The sequence below is a fragment of the Cupriavidus sp. 05N39 genome (assembly GCF_056397325.1).
On the sequence record NZ_JBFTNE010000008.1, the window covers coordinates 126,773 to 144,066 of the forward strand.

At 58.3% G+C, this 17,294-nt stretch carries 10 protein-coding genes and 3 pseudogenes; 3 read left to right on the plus strand and 10 right to left on the minus strand.

Annotated features, from left to right (window positions below; translation table 11 throughout):
* Positions 1-191: 191 nt before the first annotated feature.
* Both AC1DN0_RS06270 and AC1DN0_RS06275 read right to left on the minus strand, forming a co-directional pair.
* Positions 192-1,220, minus strand: a pseudogene (locus AC1DN0_RS06270) (rod shape-determining protein).
* 1,355 nt (positions 1,221-2,575) lie between these two features.
* Positions 2,576-3,128 (minus strand): annotated as a pseudogene (locus AC1DN0_RS06275) (transposase).
* Positions 3,129-3,742: 614 nt separating this feature from the next.
* Between AC1DN0_RS06275 and AC1DN0_RS06280 the strand changes: the two are divergent.
* From AC1DN0_RS06280 to AC1DN0_RS06290, 3 genes and pseudogenes are all read left to right on the plus strand, one after another.
* Positions 3,743-3,970, plus strand: a pseudogene (locus tag AC1DN0_RS06280) (IS66 family transposase); the annotation flags it as partial.
* Positions 3,971-4,934: 964 nt separating this feature from the next.
* Positions 4,935-6,764 carry a glutamine--fructose-6-phosphate transaminase (isomerizing) gene (glmS, locus tag AC1DN0_RS06285; protein WP_441627189.1) on the plus strand — a complete coding sequence of 610 codons (1,830 nt, stop codon included), beginning with the start codon at positions 4,935-4,937 and terminating at the stop codon, positions 6,762-6,764.
* 55 nt (positions 6,765-6,819) lie between these two features.
* Positions 6,820-7,761 carry an alpha-amylase family protein gene (locus tag AC1DN0_RS06290; RefSeq protein WP_441627191.1) on the plus strand — a complete coding sequence of 314 codons (942 nt, stop codon included), beginning with the start codon at positions 6,820-6,822 and terminating at the stop codon, positions 7,759-7,761.
* On the opposite strand, the gene AC1DN0_RS06295 is transcribed toward AC1DN0_RS06290, so the two are convergent.
* The 8 genes from AC1DN0_RS06295 to wecB form a co-directional block, all read right to left on the minus strand.
* Positions 7,758-8,591 carry a hypothetical protein gene (locus tag AC1DN0_RS06295; protein WP_441627193.1) on the minus strand — a complete coding sequence of 278 codons (834 nt, stop codon included), beginning with the start codon at positions 8,589-8,591 and terminating at the stop codon, positions 7,758-7,760. The two genes, AC1DN0_RS06290 and AC1DN0_RS06295, sit on opposite strands and share 4 nt — an antisense overlap.
* A 2-nt stretch (positions 8,592-8,593) precedes the next feature.
* Complete coding sequence (locus AC1DN0_RS06300) at positions 8,594-9,427, minus strand: YaiO family outer membrane beta-barrel protein (protein ID WP_441627194.1); 834 nt, start codon at positions 9,425-9,427, stop codon at positions 8,594-8,596.
* Between the two features lie 248 nt (positions 9,428-9,675).
* A complete protein-coding gene (locus AC1DN0_RS06305; protein ID WP_441627196.1) occupies positions 9,676-10,680 on the minus strand; it encodes a hypothetical protein in 1,005 nt (334 codons plus the stop codon).
* A 19-nt stretch (positions 10,681-10,699) separates the two neighbouring features.
* Entirely contained in the window at positions 10,700-11,785 is a 1,086-nt protein-coding gene (locus AC1DN0_RS06310) for a bactofilin family protein (RefSeq protein ID WP_441627198.1), read from the minus strand.
* A 13-nt stretch (positions 11,786-11,798) separates the two neighbouring features.
* Positions 11,799-13,076, minus strand: a complete 1,278-nt coding sequence (locus AC1DN0_RS06315) for a glycosyltransferase family 2 protein (RefSeq protein ID WP_441627244.1) — start codon at positions 13,074-13,076, stop codon at positions 11,799-11,801.
* Positions 13,077-13,468: 392 nt separating this feature from the next.
* Positions 13,469-15,241: a polysaccharide deacetylase family protein gene (locus AC1DN0_RS06320; RefSeq protein ID WP_441627200.1), complete on the minus strand. Its 1,773-nt coding sequence runs from the start codon at positions 15,239-15,241 to the stop codon at positions 13,469-13,471.
* Between the two features lie 186 nt (positions 15,242-15,427).
* The gene (locus AC1DN0_RS06325; protein ID WP_441627202.1) at positions 15,428-15,757 is read right to left on the minus strand and encodes a hypothetical protein; all 330 of its coding nucleotides are present in this window, start codon (positions 15,755-15,757) and stop codon (positions 15,428-15,430) included.
* Between the two features lie 102 nt (positions 15,758-15,859).
* The gene (wecB, locus tag AC1DN0_RS06330; RefSeq protein ID WP_441627204.1) at positions 15,860-17,071 is read right to left on the minus strand and encodes a non-hydrolyzing UDP-N-acetylglucosamine 2-epimerase; all 1,212 of its coding nucleotides are present in this window, start codon (positions 17,069-17,071) and stop codon (positions 15,860-15,862) included.
* Positions 17,072-17,294 lie beyond the last annotated feature (223 nt).

The following is a 17,294-nucleotide window of genomic DNA, read 5'->3' on the forward strand; positions in this document are numbered from 1 at the left end:
AAACAATTTATGTCCCGCGTATCTGGGCTCGGACCGCAAGAAAGAGTGCTTACCAAAGCATTTTCAATTTGACGGCGCGGTCGTGTAAAGTCGGACCATGAATTAGACTAAATCGCTGCGTCAAACTTCGGACCGATACGACTACGCGTCGTCATCAAGCGCCACGTATTCACCGCTTCACGGCTTAGTCGTTACTCGTAAGAGAAGAAGCTGCCGAGCTTGTCCTTGCGTTTGAGCGCCATGCCGGCGCCCCGCACTACGCAGCTCAATGGGTCTTCGGTCACCAGCACAGGTAGGCCGGTTTCCTCTGCCAGGAGGCGATCCAGTTCACGCAGCAACGCCCCGCCCGCCGGTCAGCATCATGCCGCGCTCGGCAATGTCGGCAACGAGTTCCGGCGGGATCTGTTCGAGCGCGATCTTAACTGCCGACACGATTTGATTAAGCGGATCGGTCAGCGCTTCGAGGATTTCGTTGGACGACACCGTGAATGCGCGCGGGATACCTTCGGACAGATTGCGGCCCTTGACCTCCATTTCGCGGACTTCGGAGCCTGGGAAGGCCGATCCGATTGCCTTCTCGATGGCCTCGGCGGTCCGCTCGCCAATCAGCATGCCGTAATTGCGCCGAATGTAGTTGACGATGGCTTCATTGAACCTGTCGCCGCCCACGCGTACGGAGCCCTTATAGACCATCCATACTGACCTCGGTCGTACCCCCACCGACATCCACCACCATCGAGCCGGACGGCTCTGACACCGGTAGGCCCGCGCCTAGCGCGGCCGCCATTGGTTCTTCGACCAGGTAGACCTGGCTGGCGTCGGCGGCCAGTGCGGATTCGCGGATTGCATGGCGCTCGACCTGGGTCGAGCCGCAGGGCACGCAGATGATGATTCGCGGCGACGGCCGAAGCAGTTTGGTGTCGTGCACCATCTTGATGAACTGCTTGAGCATCTGCTCCTGACCGTAAAGTCGCGATCACGCCGTCTTTCAACGGACGGATGGCCTCAGTGTTTCCCGGTACCTTGCCCAGCATCTGTTTGGCTTCCTGGCCGACCGCCTGGATGGTTTTCCGAGGATTGAGAGCACCCTGCCGGCGGATCGCAACCACGGAGGGTTCATCCAGGACGATTCCCTTATCGCGCATGTAGATGAGAGTGTTGGCAGTACCGAGATCGATCGCAAGATCGTTGAAGAAGTAGCTGCGGAGAAATCCGAACATCAAGAGTCTTTCTGGTAATTCGCAGGAATGCAGAACGGCGGGCGCCACTTCTGGCGCCAACCAATTGAAAATCACGCATGATATGGAAGCGTCACACGTCGAGCCTGGTCCGAGCCGTCAACGACCCCGGTGGCAGCTTAGACCACCTAGTGTAGTGGCACAGGAGAAAGTTGATTAGATCGCCTGTAAAAAACCACTCCAGAATCACAAGTACCTCCAAGGATTAATCGGAAAACACCTTGGCTCGATACCCCCGAGTGACGCGAACCGGGCTTGCATGACTCTGGGCGGTAAGCCCCGAATGTCAAGCGGAAGCGAATGATACCTTATGACTCTGTCCGCTCTAGGCTTCACAGTCTCCCCGTGCAAACAGCACCGTCGCGAAGTACGTGCGGCGTCCGAGATGACTACCCTTGCGCGCTGCTATCTAGTCGTCGAAGCCGTGTCTGCTGCAGCGTTAAAACCGCCCTCCTCGACTTTCACCGCATGTTTAACTGCCGATTGCACACTCTCGTACCGCGCATTGGATGCGTCGATGACGGACCAGCATTCCGTCATGATTTAGCTCACCGAACGACGCACGAGTCAGCCCGATTAAGCGAGATTAAGTGAGCGGAGTTCGCACGAGTGCTTTTGGAGCGTTAACTATGGGAAGATCTCGGAAGACGGCGGCACAGGCGGACCAGGTGCTGTTTCTGGATTTTGATAACTGCGTTCACTCTTGTGAGCATCGCGCTTCCGCCTGAAGCTTGTACGCACCTCGCGGGTATCACTGACCAGGAGACTCGGAAGGTGTCAATGACGTTGCGTCCCTTCGTGTCTGCAGTTCAGCAAGTCCTAAAGCGAGCGGCGCAACATTCCCGCCACCGCCAGTTGGCGTTTGTCATATATCTCGCTCTTAGTTTCTTCGAAGAAACCGAAGGCGCACCGTATCCCCCCATCGTTAACGAGACGCGTTTGCGATTCCCCCAGATTTCACAAAATTTGCGCGTCTAATTTCCTCGAAGAAACTGACTTCGTGTTGCCCCAAGTAAAACTGCCGAGTGATGCGAACCTTGCGCACCGGTGCTTTGTAGCCAATTCCCAGTAAACGGTCACACTCATATTGCGGAACTGCCTTGGCAAGTTCTTCTGACGACTCGTTACTACCCAATCATGAATTCCCCAGACGGGACCAAGATGAACTTCATCCCGAGAGAGTTTTCGATCAACTTAGGTGATTCTGCCGCGGCCTTAACCCTCCCGATTGAGATCGCGAGCAAAGCCAGAATCGACACCGTTGCATGTTTCCACATATTGGAGGCGTTGTTGCATAAATCGGACTTAAAAACACAGAGGATCCTGTGATCCGAAATTCAGACGATGCGGACGGACTTCGGGCGTGCAAGAGCCGCCATGCGGTTAAGCACGCCTGCGCGGATCGCCACTTCTGTTGCTTGCGAGCCGATGCACGCGCCCAAAGGCGATTGCCCGTGAGCGTCTTGAGCCCGTATATCAGGTTCTCGACCAGCGAGCGACGGTGGTAGTCGCAGCTCTTCTTCCATTCCCCTTGTACATGGCGGGCAACTTCACCGCGAGCTCCTGCGCTCGGCGGCTCAACGTCGTGTAATTGGGTACCGGCAACTCGAGGAATGCGAGCTTGCGCAGGCTACACGCGAAGCCCTGGAGAGCCCGCAGAGGCAGATGGAAGACTTGCTTGAGTCCAAGCAGCATCTGATTCGCTGCGTCCGAGCAGACGTGCGGCCGCCCCCGCCTGGGCGATGTGTCCTCGGGCGCCGTGCCCAGTACGCTTTCGTCAATCCACATCGTCACGTCGCCTCTCGCAATCAAGCCAGCGTTGTAGCTCGCCCAGTTCCTGACACGATAGACACCTTTCGGCTCGCTTCGCTTGTGTTCGTCCTTGCGCATCTTCTCGGCAAAAAGTCGAGAATCTACGCAAGTCCCCGAAAAGTTAACAGACGTGCCAACTTGGCTGTTGCGCGTAAACGTCAGCTAGCACAGCCGGATTTATGCAACAACGCCCATATTGGGCTCAAAGATAGGCAATTCGATCACGCAGGCCTGAGTGTGGCTTCTTTGTCTGTTGTGCGGACCAATGGCGATGAGATTGCAATGGTCAGGAGGGCAACCCAATTAGTGACTTCCCTAGGATCGTGTCTATCCGGACTTTTTGAGGACGCCCAAGCAGATATCGCTTGAAGCCTACTGGTCTGGGGAGGGCATGGATGTACTACTACGCGATATYGGAGGATCGCGCTGCTCGATTGCCGATATCTGGCGGCAGGCCGGAACAGCTGGCCACGTGATCTTGCCGCTGTCTGGCGCTGCACGATCTTGAAATATCCCGTTTCGGCGTCGCGCACCGCGCCATCGCTGGAAAAAGTACAGCTTGCCGCCGACTCCGTCCCGCAGTGGCTCGTCTTATGGACGCACAGGATCGTCCCAGATGGTGCGCAGCAACGCGGATCAATGAAGCGACGCTTGAGGTCCAGGGCCCGCCCCTTGCCGGCAGGCAAGTCGACAAGATCCACACCGATGACACACCCGTGCCGGTGTTCGAACCCGGCAACGGCAAGACCAAGACTGGTCGGATCTGGACCTACGTGCGCGACCACCGGCTCGCCGGTTCACGCGACGCGCCAGCGGCCTGGTTCGCATACAGTCCCAGTCGTTCCGGCGAGCACCCACTGGCGCATTTGAAGGGCTTCAAAGGGACGCTGCAGGCTGACGCATTTGCCGGCTATGACAGATCTATGAGGGCGGTGCCGTGCGTGAAGCTGGGTGTATGACTCAGTATCCCGAGAGCCGTTTTATCTGGAGAAGCGACCGGGCATGGCAAGGTACACATGGCACCACGCAGATATGGGACGCCGGACGCCTCAGCACGATCGCCGGTCAGGGCATACCAGGCAGGACCTACAACCGTCGACGTCAGCTTCTGCGCGTAAGGCACATGCATGAACCCGTTCATTTGTATAAACAAATTATCTTCCCACTATAGCGGGGCTTGGACGTCGGTCTTCATCGCGTCATTGCGATGTGCCTGCTGAACCGACTAACACTGCCCTTGTTATGTTCCCCGGTGTTCAACCGGCGAGGCCGACCGTGGGTGTGAGGCTCACCCTCCCGCCGCCGCTGGATCGGAGCGTGGCCACTAGGTCTGGGAGGTCGGTTCATTTTAAGTGGGTTAACTGATGCAACATGCTTATGCAGACAAGCCTCTAACCGCGGCCTGCGCCCTGAGCTAGCCACAGCCTGTGCAGTGGTGGTCAAAGTGGCCGAACACGCCACTATATTAATTTTTCATTTAGCATTTTGATAGAGAAAGACCACATTTCTTCTTCACGTTTTGCCCCCTCGGCGAGTTTTCCAGAAGACCCGCTGCTCGATCGTTCTCCACTGAAAGCGCGTTGTTTTGACTTTCGTATGTCGCCGTCCTAACATCTGTAATAGTTCTCGCTTCTCCTCGTCTGCCGGATGGAAGTATCGATGCCAGAGACAGACTCGGCGAACGGCACTTGGAAGTCACATGCAGCGTGGAATGCCAACGCATCGCCACACCCATCATAACCATGAAAATCGTCTTAAATCGCTAGTGATACCGGCATTAGGAGCGATCCCCACTCCCGCTAGAAACCCGATGGTCGATCTGGATTATCCATTTTGGATTTTTTTCACACCGCGCTAAACAATCGGATTTTGAGGAGCAATGCCATGTGCGGAATAGTCGGCGCAATTGCGCAACATGACGTCACGACTGCCTTGCTCGAAGGTCTGCGGCGTCTCGAGTACCGTGGCTACGATTCATGCGGTATCGCTGTGCTCAAGGAAGGGAAACTGCAGCGCCTGCGCAGCGTGGCCCGCGTGGCCAAGCTTGGGGAACAGGTGGCCGAGGAAGGCTTGCGCGGTACTTTGGGCATTGCCCACACGAGGTGGGCAACCCACGGCCCGCCGGCCACCTGCAATGCCCACCCCATTTTCTCGTGTGGCGAAATCGCCCTTGTCCACAACGGCATCATTGAGAATTTCGAAGCGCTACGCAAGTCATTGTGCGAGCGCGACTATGTCTTCGAATCGCAGACCGATACTGAAGCCATTGCACATCTTGTCCACTATCACTATCACCGCGGACAAAAAACCAGTTTGCTCGAGGCCGTCCGCCTCACGGTGGCCGAGTTGCAGGGCGCCTATGCAATTGCAGTGCTCTCGTCTCACGAGCCGGACCAGGTGATCGGGGCTCGCAGTGGCTCACCGCTTGTAGTGGGATTGGGGATGGCCGGTAATTACCTGGCATCCGACGCAATGGCGCTGGCTGGCAGCGCGAGTCGCTTCATCTATCTCGAGGAAGGCGATATGGTGGCATTGTCGCGTGCCGGCATAACGATGTTCGACCGGCGAGGTGTCGTCGTCACGCGTGCGGCGCTTGCGCTCGATACGGGGACCGGAAGTGTTGAACTCGGCCCCTACCGGCACTACATGCAAAAGGAGATTTTTGAGCAGCCGGCCGTTATCGCGGATCGAACGGAACAGCTCGTTGCGATTGGTCCCGAGCTGTTTGGGCCAATGGCGCAGAGCACATTCGACCAGATCGACGCACTACGCCTGCTGGCTTGCGGAACGAGCTACCATTCCGCGCTGACAGCGAAGTACTGGTTCGAGTCCATTGCCAGACTGCCGACCGACGTGGAATTCGCTAGCGAATATCGCTACCGGGATAGCGTACCGAATCCTAACGCGCTCGTGGTCGTAGTCTCGCAGTCCGGCGAGACGGCTGATACGCTTGCGGCACTCAAGCACGCTCAATCCCTAGGTCATCGGCACACGCTCGCGATATGCAATGTCGCAGGCAGCGCCATTGTGCGACAGGCCGAATCGCACTACCTGACGCGGGCGGGCACCGAGATCGGCGTCGCTTCCACGAAAGCCTTCACTACACAGCTGGTTGGACTTTTCCTGCTAGCCATTACATTGGCAAAGCAACGCGGCAGGATCGCCCCGTCGCAGGAGATGGCCCTCCTTACGCAACTGCGTAATCTGCCAGCCTCGCTCACCAGGGTGCTCGCGCTGGAGCCGTTGATCATGGCCTGGGCGGACGTCCTGGCGCAAAAGGAGAACGCCCTCTTTCTTGGGCGTGGCGTGCATTTCCCTATTGCCCTTGAGGGCGCCTTAAAATTGAAGGAGATCTCGTACATCCATGCCGAGGCCTTTGCCGCCGGAGAGTTAAAGCATGGCCCATTGGCGCTAGTGACAGACCAGATGCCGGTGGTGGCCATTGCGCCCAATGATGCGTTGCTTGAAAAGCTAAAGTCGAACATGCAGGAGGTTCGGGCGCGCGGCGGCGAACTGTATGTCTTCGCGGATTCGGGCACCATGATCGGCTCCTCGGTTGGCCTTAACGTTATCCGCATGCCGGAGAACTACGGCATGCTCTCCCCCGTCCTGCACGTTGTTCCCTTGCAATTGCTGGCGTATCACACTGCCTGCAAGCGGGGTACCGACGTTGACAAGCCGCGGAATCTCGCGAAATCGGTTACCGTCGAATAAAGGAATCCCGCCAGGGAAATGTCTTGGATTTACTCTCGACAAGGAGTGCTCGGATATGGCGTGGCGCATCGGTGCGGTGGCACTGCTCTCGGTGTGGTGGCGTCGGCCCAAAGCAGGAGGGATGCAAATGATGGCATGGCAATTTGGACCACAATTGTCCGATAATAGTCTTACCCGTTTTCGCTTGTGGGCGCCTGACGCCATCGAGCAAGGCTGGGCGGTGCGCCTTGAGGTGCTTGGTCTCGGACCAACGTTGATGCGCGAATCGAGCCATGGCTGGCTTGAGGTGGAGGCCCCTTGCGGTGCTGGTAGTCGCTACTGGTTTCGCCTGGACAACGGCATGTCGGTACCCGATCCGGCGTCGCGCGCGCAGGCGGTCGATGTCCAAGGCGCAAGCATCGTATGCGATGCCAGCAGTTATGCCTGGTGCAATCCGGACTGGCTTGGTCGCCCTCTGGCGGAGGCAGTCATCCATGAGACAGACAATGACTCCCATTGCAGCTTTATGGAAGTTGCCAGCCATCTACCCGCGCTCGCCGCACGCGGATTCACTGCGGTCAGCCTGAACCCTCATGCGCAGGATTCGGTAGCATGCAAGTGCTTCTACGCGCCGCTGCCCTTCGCCCCCGAGCGCTCGTACGGGGGCCTCAATCAACTGCGTGCACTGGTGGACCGGGCCCATGGTCTAGGCATGATGGTGCTGGTGACCCTTGCGTACGACCAGTTCGTTTCCGAGGGAAACCAGCTTGGGCATTACGCAAGTCCATTCTTCCAGTACAACGGATCGGGCAACGCCATCAATTTCCAGCATCCCGCGGTACGGCAGTACTTTACCGAAAATGTATTGTACTGGCTCATCGATTTCCAAATCGACGGGTTGTACCTTGTTGTGGCGGATAGCGCGGCGGCCGAATGCTGGATTTCCGAACTCGCCGCCACGGTGCGCGCCACCCTTCCTGAGGAGAGGCGTGTGCATCTGTTGGACTGCCGTGTCTAGTCTTTTTCCGCAGACCTCGGCGCCTCGGCCTCAGGGTTGAGGCGGTCCCAGCTCATCGCCCAGCCATACAGCGCAATGCAGCCAAACACGATCCAAGTTGGGCCCAGCACGAAAGACAGTAAGGGCATCAGCAGCAGGGAGTACTGGAACACGAGGTACGCGTGAAGCGTCAATTGCAACGGTACGGCAATCACGACAAAGGCAAGGGTGAACAGTGTCAGGCAGATCTTGCTTGGCCAAGAAAAATCGAAGATGTAGTAAACCAGAGCATGACCCCACGGGAGCAGGAACAGGAAGGCGAATGAGGTCTTCAGCCCGTTATCAACATATCCACTCACCGTATAAGGAAAGCTGTCCGGCGCCACGGCAAAGAAGAGAATCGCCGTGGTCTGTATGAAAATCGCGAACTGCAAAAAGTACCTTAGTGGCAGAAAGCGATCGGGGAGCCGCAGCGTAAGCAAGGCGACGATGATCGTGGCGGCTACCGTCACCCACCACGTGCGCAAGTTGGGTGCTATCGCTGGTACATACAGGTGCGGTAGGGTGATTTCGAGCGACGCCAAGGGCGTTGGCTTTTGAATTACGGTGCCGCCCATCCCTAGTTTTCCAATCCAGAACTCAAAAATGGCCGCCCACCCGGCGCTGAGTGCGCCGCGCAACATCCATTCGGCCACATTGAACAGGACTGGCACCAGCAGGATGATCGCCAGCCTAGGGGCCGATAGTGTCAGGTGGTCCAGGGATCGATGCCGGGCGCGGCATAGCACCTTAAGGCCGAGCGCATCCCCCTTGTCTGGATGCTCGGGAATGGCCCTATGGCGGGATGACATGGCTAGAACTCGACGAAGAAACCTATTTCCGCTTGCTTCCGATTGTAGGACGGGTTTTCGTAGTACACAGCACGAAGGTTGAACCCATAGCGCTTGGTAATCCATTTCCGCCAGACCAGTGAAACCTCATGGCTTGTGAAGTCGCTCAATATCGACTGTTCCCCCGTCAACTGATAGGCTTCCTTTCCGCCGTCGTACTTCAGGGTAATGTATTGCTCCTTGTCACGGCCGTAGGTCACCGCGATAATGCCGCGATTGGAGCGGATATTGCCTGGGTCGCTTCGGTTCAGACGCGCCCCCGCCTGAATGATCCAGGGTCCATCGAAGTAGTAGGTGGCGCCAAGCAGCAGCGTCTTGTCTGTATAGATTTCTTTGGCGCGGTAGTAGGTAAATCCAACACTCGCAACCAAGTTCTTTTTTTCAAGGAATTTTCGGAATAGCAGTCCGTCCACCCTGACCCGGGGCAGAAAGAACCCCCCAGAACTGGTGCCGGCGCTTAGGAAGCCGTACCAGTCCTCATTGAATATGCGCGTATACCCCGCACCGAAGAACGTGCCTTGATCTCCGAAATGGTTCTGGTGGCTGATTTCGCCGGTTACATAGTCTTTTGGGGTCAGGTGGACACCGCCTCTCAGATACTGGTCGTTCCAGTTCGAATTGTTGTCAGTGAGGTTAGCGTGTCCAAGACCACCCTCCAGGAATCCCGTGAGTAAGGGTGCGAAAGTTCTTGGCGCGTTGGCCTCTGCCTGCGCACGAGCGTGATTGGTTGCGCCAACCATCAGCAAGCCGAGAAGAGCGCACAAGCCTCTGCTATAGGTATCCGAGAGCGTCACCATTGATGTCCTATCGTATTTTTTTCGAAACCGCCGTCAGCGCTCTTGCCAAATAAGCTGCCTTTGCAGAGAATCAAGCGGACAGTCAGGTCACCAACCTTCTTTCAAGGGCAATCAGTCTGAATCCACGCCTCCTGCAGCGGGCCACTGGTCGGCAGCAGGCAATTGAAAAAAATCGGACACCCGTCAATGGAAACGACACCCCCCTTGGCAGGGAGAAATCGATAATGGTCGTTCCCGCGGCATGACGCTCAGCGACATTTCATGCCTGCCTGAACGGGTGCCAGCGACTGCTCGGGGGTTAGCCTCGCTTCAAACGCCAGATACAACGCCTCCTCAAGCACATTCCAGTGCTTCCCGTGCCGGAATTGAACGGATCGTACCCGCCAGCACGCGATTGCGTCCTTGTCTCCCATCTTATCCGCGACAAGGGCTATCAGGCCCCATGGAAAGTCGACCTCGGACGTCTGTAACCAGGTCATGCGATGTTCCTTCATCCAGGACTGATAGGCATTTTCGTTGGTCCGATTGGCAGGCTGTATATCGGCCAGAATCGGGAATATCTGGGCCACAGCATCGGGATAGAACTCCGACTTGTCGCGTGGCTGGGTACTCACCAGGAAACGCTCTGGCGGTCGCCAGAACACACGCAGAATGTCCTTGTCGAGCTGTTCGGCCTTACGCATCCAGTTGGCTGCGCCCACCCTGTCGCCCATCCGCAAGTAATAGCTGCTGACAGCCTTGAATGCGCTGGAAACCTCCACGTTGTCCATCAGCAATGCGACCGGCAAATCGGTTGAAATATAGTAGACGCCGGAACGCTTGTCGTACAGTGTGTCGAGATTCCGGCTGGCCTTATCGAAGCTCCTCTTCCAGGACGCCGGCATGCCCGCGGGCGGCACGGACCGCACCAGCACTTCCATCCAGGCTGCCATCAACGCATCATCCGCATCGGCTTCCTGACAGGAGACAAAGCGCTGGCCTTTCAAGCAATAGCGATCGAAACTGCCGTCGTCGTGCTGCCGCGGGAGTAGCCACGCTATCCACCGGCCCGCGGCCGCGTTCGTTTTCAGTCCGGCGTCCTGGGCAGCCAGCAGCGCCTTTGCGGCAAAGTACGGATCGATCGTGTCGCCGCCAAAATAGGTGGTGATTGCCCCGTCGGGGCGCTGATAGCCGGAAAGTACCAGGTCGGCTCCACAGGCCATCTGGTTGACGTGGGAGGCAAGCAGCAGTAGCAAAAGGAGAAGTTTCTTCATCGCATATGTGAGAAGTGCGCTACGGTGAGTCTATATGGCCCTTGGACACGACCCGTCCTTTCTCCAGCGCGCACGCCGCGCCAAAGACCACCGCGCCCACGCTCACGCGCATCACGGGTGCCACCACCGTGGTTGGTCTTTCTGCCGACCCTATCACACAGAGCGTCTCGATGTCCAACTCGCGCTCGGCCGAAACCGGCCCGGCAACCATGCACGATTTGGCTAGCACCATGGAGCCGGCGGCGATCAAGGCCCCGTCTATCCGCACCTCCGCCCCAAGCCGGATACTCCCGCTGGCCTTGACGCTGCCGGCAATCCTGGCGCCCGCGCCTATCCACAGATCGCCATGTACCACCAGGTCCCCTTGAAACATGCTTTGGGGGGAGATGGTTAGATCACGCGTCGCCAGCCAGCGCCCCTCCCCTGCGGCCTGCACATGTGCCGGAATCGCTTCCGTCCGGGTCTCGCCATTCTGCGGGCGCACGCTGCGCGGCGCGCTGGATTCTGCAAGATGGTGCATCCCGAATCCGATCACGCCTGCGCTGAGGTAAGCAAAATGGCATCCTTCATCAATGCGAATGGTGTGCGTGGCCGAGAGCGGGCCATCGAGGCGGCAGTGCGCCGCGATATGCGCGGAGCGTGCATGCGCCCAACGATGCAGTTCGCTGCCGCTTCCAATCGCGAGTTCTCCTTCGGATAGAACGGACTGCAAGTGATTCTTCTTTCCGGTCCGGATGCCGCGGGGGCCGTATATTTCATGCGTGAACGTAAAGCTGTCGGGCAGTATCAGCGATCCACTGGCGAGGACGGTCCGCTTGCAGACTCGCGAGGCTGCCTCCGCCCCGGTGGGCAACCATATGCCGGTCACATTGGCAACCGCATTCACACTGCGGATCGAATGGGCTGCACCACCGTGCCTCGTCGGCTCGGTTTGCATCACAATCATGGCACGGAGCTCCGCGGCCACGGCCGCGACGTCAAGCGTATGCTCGCTGTCGATCGCAAGCGGACGGATATCGCGCCGTCGCTGCCACTCAAGTACGGCTGGCACCAGCGGAAGGCCGAATACGAGCACAGTCAGCAAGCTCAGCAGCAAGGCCCACATCGGCTCAGTTCTCCTAGCGGTAACGCCTCGTCTTGTCCCAGCGGATTTGGCGCCGGAGCACGAAGTCGAAGGCGATCTGGCTGACGATAGCCCGTGACACGGTCACCACGCTTACCAGGAAGCCAAAGTAATTCAGGGGAAGCAGGCGAATACGCTCGCGGCTGCCATCCAGATAGACGGCAGCGGCGATCTCGAAGAACGCCGCGAAGTTTCCCAGGGTCCCATATGACATCAGCGCGAACAGGAAGATGGCCGCGCCGAGCAGCGGCATGCCGCTGGCATAGAACAGGGCGATGGCTAGCAGCCAGCCGCACAGCATCAGAGGCGCCATCATGTAGATGCCCAGCAAAGCCACGCCATCGATCTTCTCGAGGAGATTGTGATCGCGGCAAGTTGCCATTTTCCACCCGTGGCGGTAGAGCGCCTGGTTATGGCCCTTGGTCCAGCGCATGATCTGGCGGACACGGACGGGCCAGGTTTCCGGCACCTCTTCATAACACTCAGACCAGTTCTGATAGATCGTCTTCCAGTTGCTTAGCAGCAGCCGGTAGGTTAGATCCGTGTCTTCGGCCAGCACATCGTCGTGCCAGCCGCCCACACTTTTCAGTGCCCGCACTCTCACGCCGCCGACCGTCCCGCCATATTGAGGCACCAGGTTCAGGTTCATGCGGGCCTGTTGGTCCACCTGATAGCCGCCCGAGCGTTCCAGGTCCAGTAGCCGGGTAAGCAGATTGGTGCCGAGATTCATCGGCACCACCCTGCCCATGGTTGCGCCAACTTCGGGATCGAAGAATGGGGCCACCAGTTGCTTAAGCAGTCCTACCGGCGGCAGGTAGTCGGCATCGAACACGACGATGATGTTACTGGCAATGCGTTCGGTCGCGTCCTTGAGCGCCGCTGCCTTGCCCGGCTTTCCAGCAGAGCGGTGAAACGGGGAAATGCGGCCAGGATACTGCACCACAAAGTCGTCGATGATCTCTCGGGTCCGGTCGCTAGAGCGATCATTCACGGGCATGATGGTGAGTCGGTCGGCAGGATAGTCGGCGCGCAGCAGGCAGGCTAGCGACCCTGCGATCACTGCCTCCTCATTGTGAGCCGCGATCATGACCGTTAAGGTGGGCCAATCCGCGATGTCGATGTCGAGGTAGGGGTGACGTTGTTTGCCGAACAACCGGTTCAAGGTGAACAGATAGTGGCGCGTGGCATAGACGATGACTAGCCCGACGATCAGCAATAGGGCCACGGTGAGCGCAATAACGAGCCGCTGCCTGCCCGCTTGCACCGTGACCATAGACGGGGGGGGCTGGGACCATATACGCTGGGGCGGCACTGGCTTGGCCTGCTCATCGGATTCCGGGGTGTCCGTCGATAGGCTGGCGAGTGCTATCAGCGCAAAGAGTCGATCGCCGCTTGGGCTTGCTGCCGCACTCGACGCGGCACTTGCGGCGACACGCGACGCGGCTTGCGGCGCCGTGGCCGCCCGGACAGGGGTACCGCCACGGCCGGCAACTTCGCCGGCTACCCCATCCGGGACAGATCCGATGCAAACGAGTAACTCGCCCAAAGTCAAAAATATGCGAAGCGCTTGGCGCATGCTTGAGGAATCTCAGTTTCATGTTTACCCACCACGGGGCACAGTTCCTGTGCGCCCCCGCGAAATCGCCACAAGCCCCGTTGCGCGCGCTAATGCTTTCCACTGGTGAAGGTCAATGTGGTTCCCGCTCCGGCGGTTACCAGCCAGTTCGTGGTATCCCATGTGACGACAGCCTGGCCTTGCGTCACGGCCGGCTGGTTGTACGTTGAACGGGGAAGCACCCAGGTCATGTCCGTCAAATCGGTCGGATTGCTGGCCTGGAACGTCCACGCGTTGCCGGTGTCAGTCGCCTGCCAGGTAGTCTGCTGACGCCGTTGGGCGAATTTCGCCAAGGTGTCCATCGTGTACCAGCTGAACTGTCCGTTCTGCGTCAGCGTCGTGGCTCGCGAAAAGAGCGAGTTCAATACACCCTTGTAATCCACCGCGCCGAGCGGATGCATATAGATCAGCCGGCTGGTGCGATTCTTGACGACGAAGTCCATCAACTGCTTGTACCAGGCGGTAATGCTGGAAGCGGGAACACCGAATTCCTCGAATTCTTCGAAGGTCGCATACTCGCCGAAGGGCATCACCGGGAATGCCCGGATGGTGTTGTTTAGCAGCGCGCCGTTGCGATAGCTTCGGGTGGGCGCCATGCCGGTATGCCCGAGGAAGTAATAGCCAGTGTTGCCRTTGGCTTCCAGCCAGTTTATCGACCATTGCGGGGTATTACCTTCCGGTGCGGCGTACTCGATGCTCGGCTTTCCTGTTACCCCTTCAATGCTCTGTTTGTTAAGGACCAGATACTGTTCGAAGGTGGACTGGTTGGATTCGCTGGCATTAGCACCCCAGTAATCGTGAATCCATCCGCCATGACTTCCGATCTGGTGCCCCTTGCCCTGCATGTACAAAACCAGCTGCTGGGCTGTGGCGTTCTGAGACAGATTGATACCCTTGCCGTCGCCGAAGGCAATCTGATCGGGACCTGCGGTAATGACAATGGAGAACGGTCCGTTGTTGAAAATCCCCCAGCTCTTCAGCGTCTGCGCGGGCGCAATCTGATCCCCGGCGCAGAAGTGCATGTTCAGCACAAGCCCGGCCTTGGCTTTCGGCTGCGCGGAAAGCCTGGGCATCTTCATCAGATTGGTGCCGAAATAGCGCAGGAAACCGTGCATCAGCATGCCGTCTGTCTGTCCCTTCAGATACGCAAGCGGCAGGTTGACGAACAGAACGCCGCCCGAGCCAAAAGTCCGTAAGCCTGCCACCAGCCCGAAGTTTGGCGAGCTCAGCAGGGCACTGCCGGTATAACTTCCCTGCGTGACGAAGCTGGGATAGGTCAGGAAGCCATAGACGTAACCGGAAACCCCTTCCACGGGGTCGGTCGTGGAGGTGTTATCCCACACCATTGACTTGCCGGGAGCCACCTGAATGGTCCGTAGCGTGCTGCTCAGGCCAGTGATCGGTCCCAGGCCAATCATGAAGCCGCCCAGTTGGTCATAGAGCACGTAGTCGACCCCTGCGAGATTGCTGAGGCGACTCCTCGGCGACGAATAGAAGCCGGTGGTGGTGAGCGCGCCGAAGTCGTAGACCAGCATCACCTGGCCGCCTTGGGTAGTGTAATTCTCAAGTGCTGCGACCAGCGCATCGCTCGCGTTCACATGGACCTGGTCCGGCAGGATCAAGCCTGGGAACTGGGCAGGCGTCGTACCCTGGAGGAACTGCGTGTCGTTGATAACAGTGATCTTCAGGCCTTCTTCCAGTGCCGCGTCGAGCCAGGCCGAAACCCGCGGATCGGGCAGGGTCATCGTATCGGGCACCAGCAATGCAATCTGGTTGGTGGCGGCATGAGTCTTGGCGGGCAACGCCAGGGCCACCGCCAGCATTGCCAGTACGCAGCCCCTTTGCAGCAATGAGTAGAGATTGTGGAACACGGTCTTCTCCGAAGCGCGATTTGAATTGGCCTCGCCGTGCGCAACCCGCTGCTTCGCGGGTGCGTGTCCAAGCAAGCCACCTCGGACGCGGGTCTATACGCTCGTTTGCGGCAAAACGCCGCAATGCCTAAGCTTGTGTCAGTCCGGTTCGGCGCCCGGCGCAGGGGCGAGCGCGTACGAGCCTGCTTTGACCTTGGGGCCCTTTACGGCCTTGTTCGGGGGTTTTTTTGCGTTCTTCTTATCCTTCTCTTTCTTGTTCTTTCCTACCGCATCGGCTTCGACACCCACCTCTAACTGGCTGGCATGGTCATAGCCCTTCAGCCCACCAGGATCCGACGGGCTAGCGGGCAGATAAAGTGGCGTTTCAGCCGAGACCGCCGCGGCCTCTTCCGACAATGCGGCGTGGGCCGGTGCCGATGCAAGAGCGCTTGCGACAAGAAGCGCTGTTGTCACTGTTGCGAACCTCATCGTTCACTCCTCCCATAAAAGCGCCGGCCGTATTTCGGTGCCTGGACTGAAGAAACGCCGAGCAACGATGTTTGGGGGGGGGGGGCGGCCAGCCTTGGTAAGTTATGGATTTGAATGCTTTATGTCCCAGCTATAAGATTGCTGGCCCAGCCATGGCAACCGAGAGTTGTCGTATTTCCGATAATCGACAGGCATGGTCGCCTCCAGTGCATTGACGATGCGTTCGCTGGCGTGGCCGTCGCCGAACGGGTTGTGCGCACGCGACATGCGGGCGTACTCATCCGGATCGTTCAGCAGCAACTCCGCGGCAGCGATGATACGTTCCGTATCGGTGCCCACCAGTCGCGCGGTGCCGGCGGCAATTGCCTCTGGGCGCTCGGTGGTGTCTCGTGTGACAAGGACCGGCTTGCCCAGCTCGGGCGCCTCTTCCTGGATCCCACCGGAATCCGTGACGATCATGTAGGCGGACGACATCAGGAAGACGAACTGCAAATACTCTTGGGGCTCGATCAGGTGGATGTTTGGATGTCCCCCCAGGATCGCTTGTACCGGTTCCCGCACGCGCGGATTGAGATGAACAGGATAGATAATCTGGATATCGTCATTGCGGTTAGCCAGCCTGCGCAACGCCGTGCAAAAGTGTTCGAACGGCGCGCCAAAACTCTCTCGCCGATGTCCTGTCACCAGCACCAGCCGGCGCGTACTGTCCAGATAGGGGTATTGCCCCATCAGCTGGATCCGCATGTCCAGATCATTATCCAGCCGGCGCTTGACCTCGAGCAAGGCATCGATTCCAGTGTTGCCCGTCAGGCTGATGCGGGCGGGGTCCACGCCTTCTCGCAATAGCGTGTCCTGCGCCTGTTGCGTTGGCGCAAAGTGCCACGACGCCATAACATCTGTGACGCGTCGGTTCATTTCCTCCGGCCACGGTGCGTTGAGATTTCCGCTCCGCAAGCCAGCTTCGACATGCCCGACGGAAATGTTGCGATAGAACGCGGCAAGCGTGGCCGCCAGGGTGGTGGTGGTATCGCCGTGAACCAGCATGGCATCCGGCGTGTACTGATCCAACACGGCATGAACGCCTGAGAGCACCCGCGTCGTGATGTCGGAGAGACTCTGTCCGACGCTGATAACATCCAGGTCAAAGTCCGGAACTATTTTGAAAAGCTGCAGTACCTGATCGAGCATATGGCGATGCTGCCCGGTGACGCAGACCCGCAGATCGAAGCCCGTTGATATCCGCAACCTGTGAATCAGGGGCGCCATCTTGATGGCTTCCGGCCGCGTTCCGAAAACGGCGAGCACCTTTGGCATTGGGAATCCTCTCGTAGTGAGGCGGGTCCACTACTGAGAATCCTCGTGACTCCCAGGGCTCTCCGGTCGAGTCATGACATGAACGATCGGGGTTCTTTTCTCAGCAGCGCGATGCTAGAGACTAATTACCGCAAAAACTGTGCCAACTGAACGTAACTTATTGATTAATTGGAAGATTCTATTCAATGAATTCAATACATGACACAGCGCTTATCTGAAATGG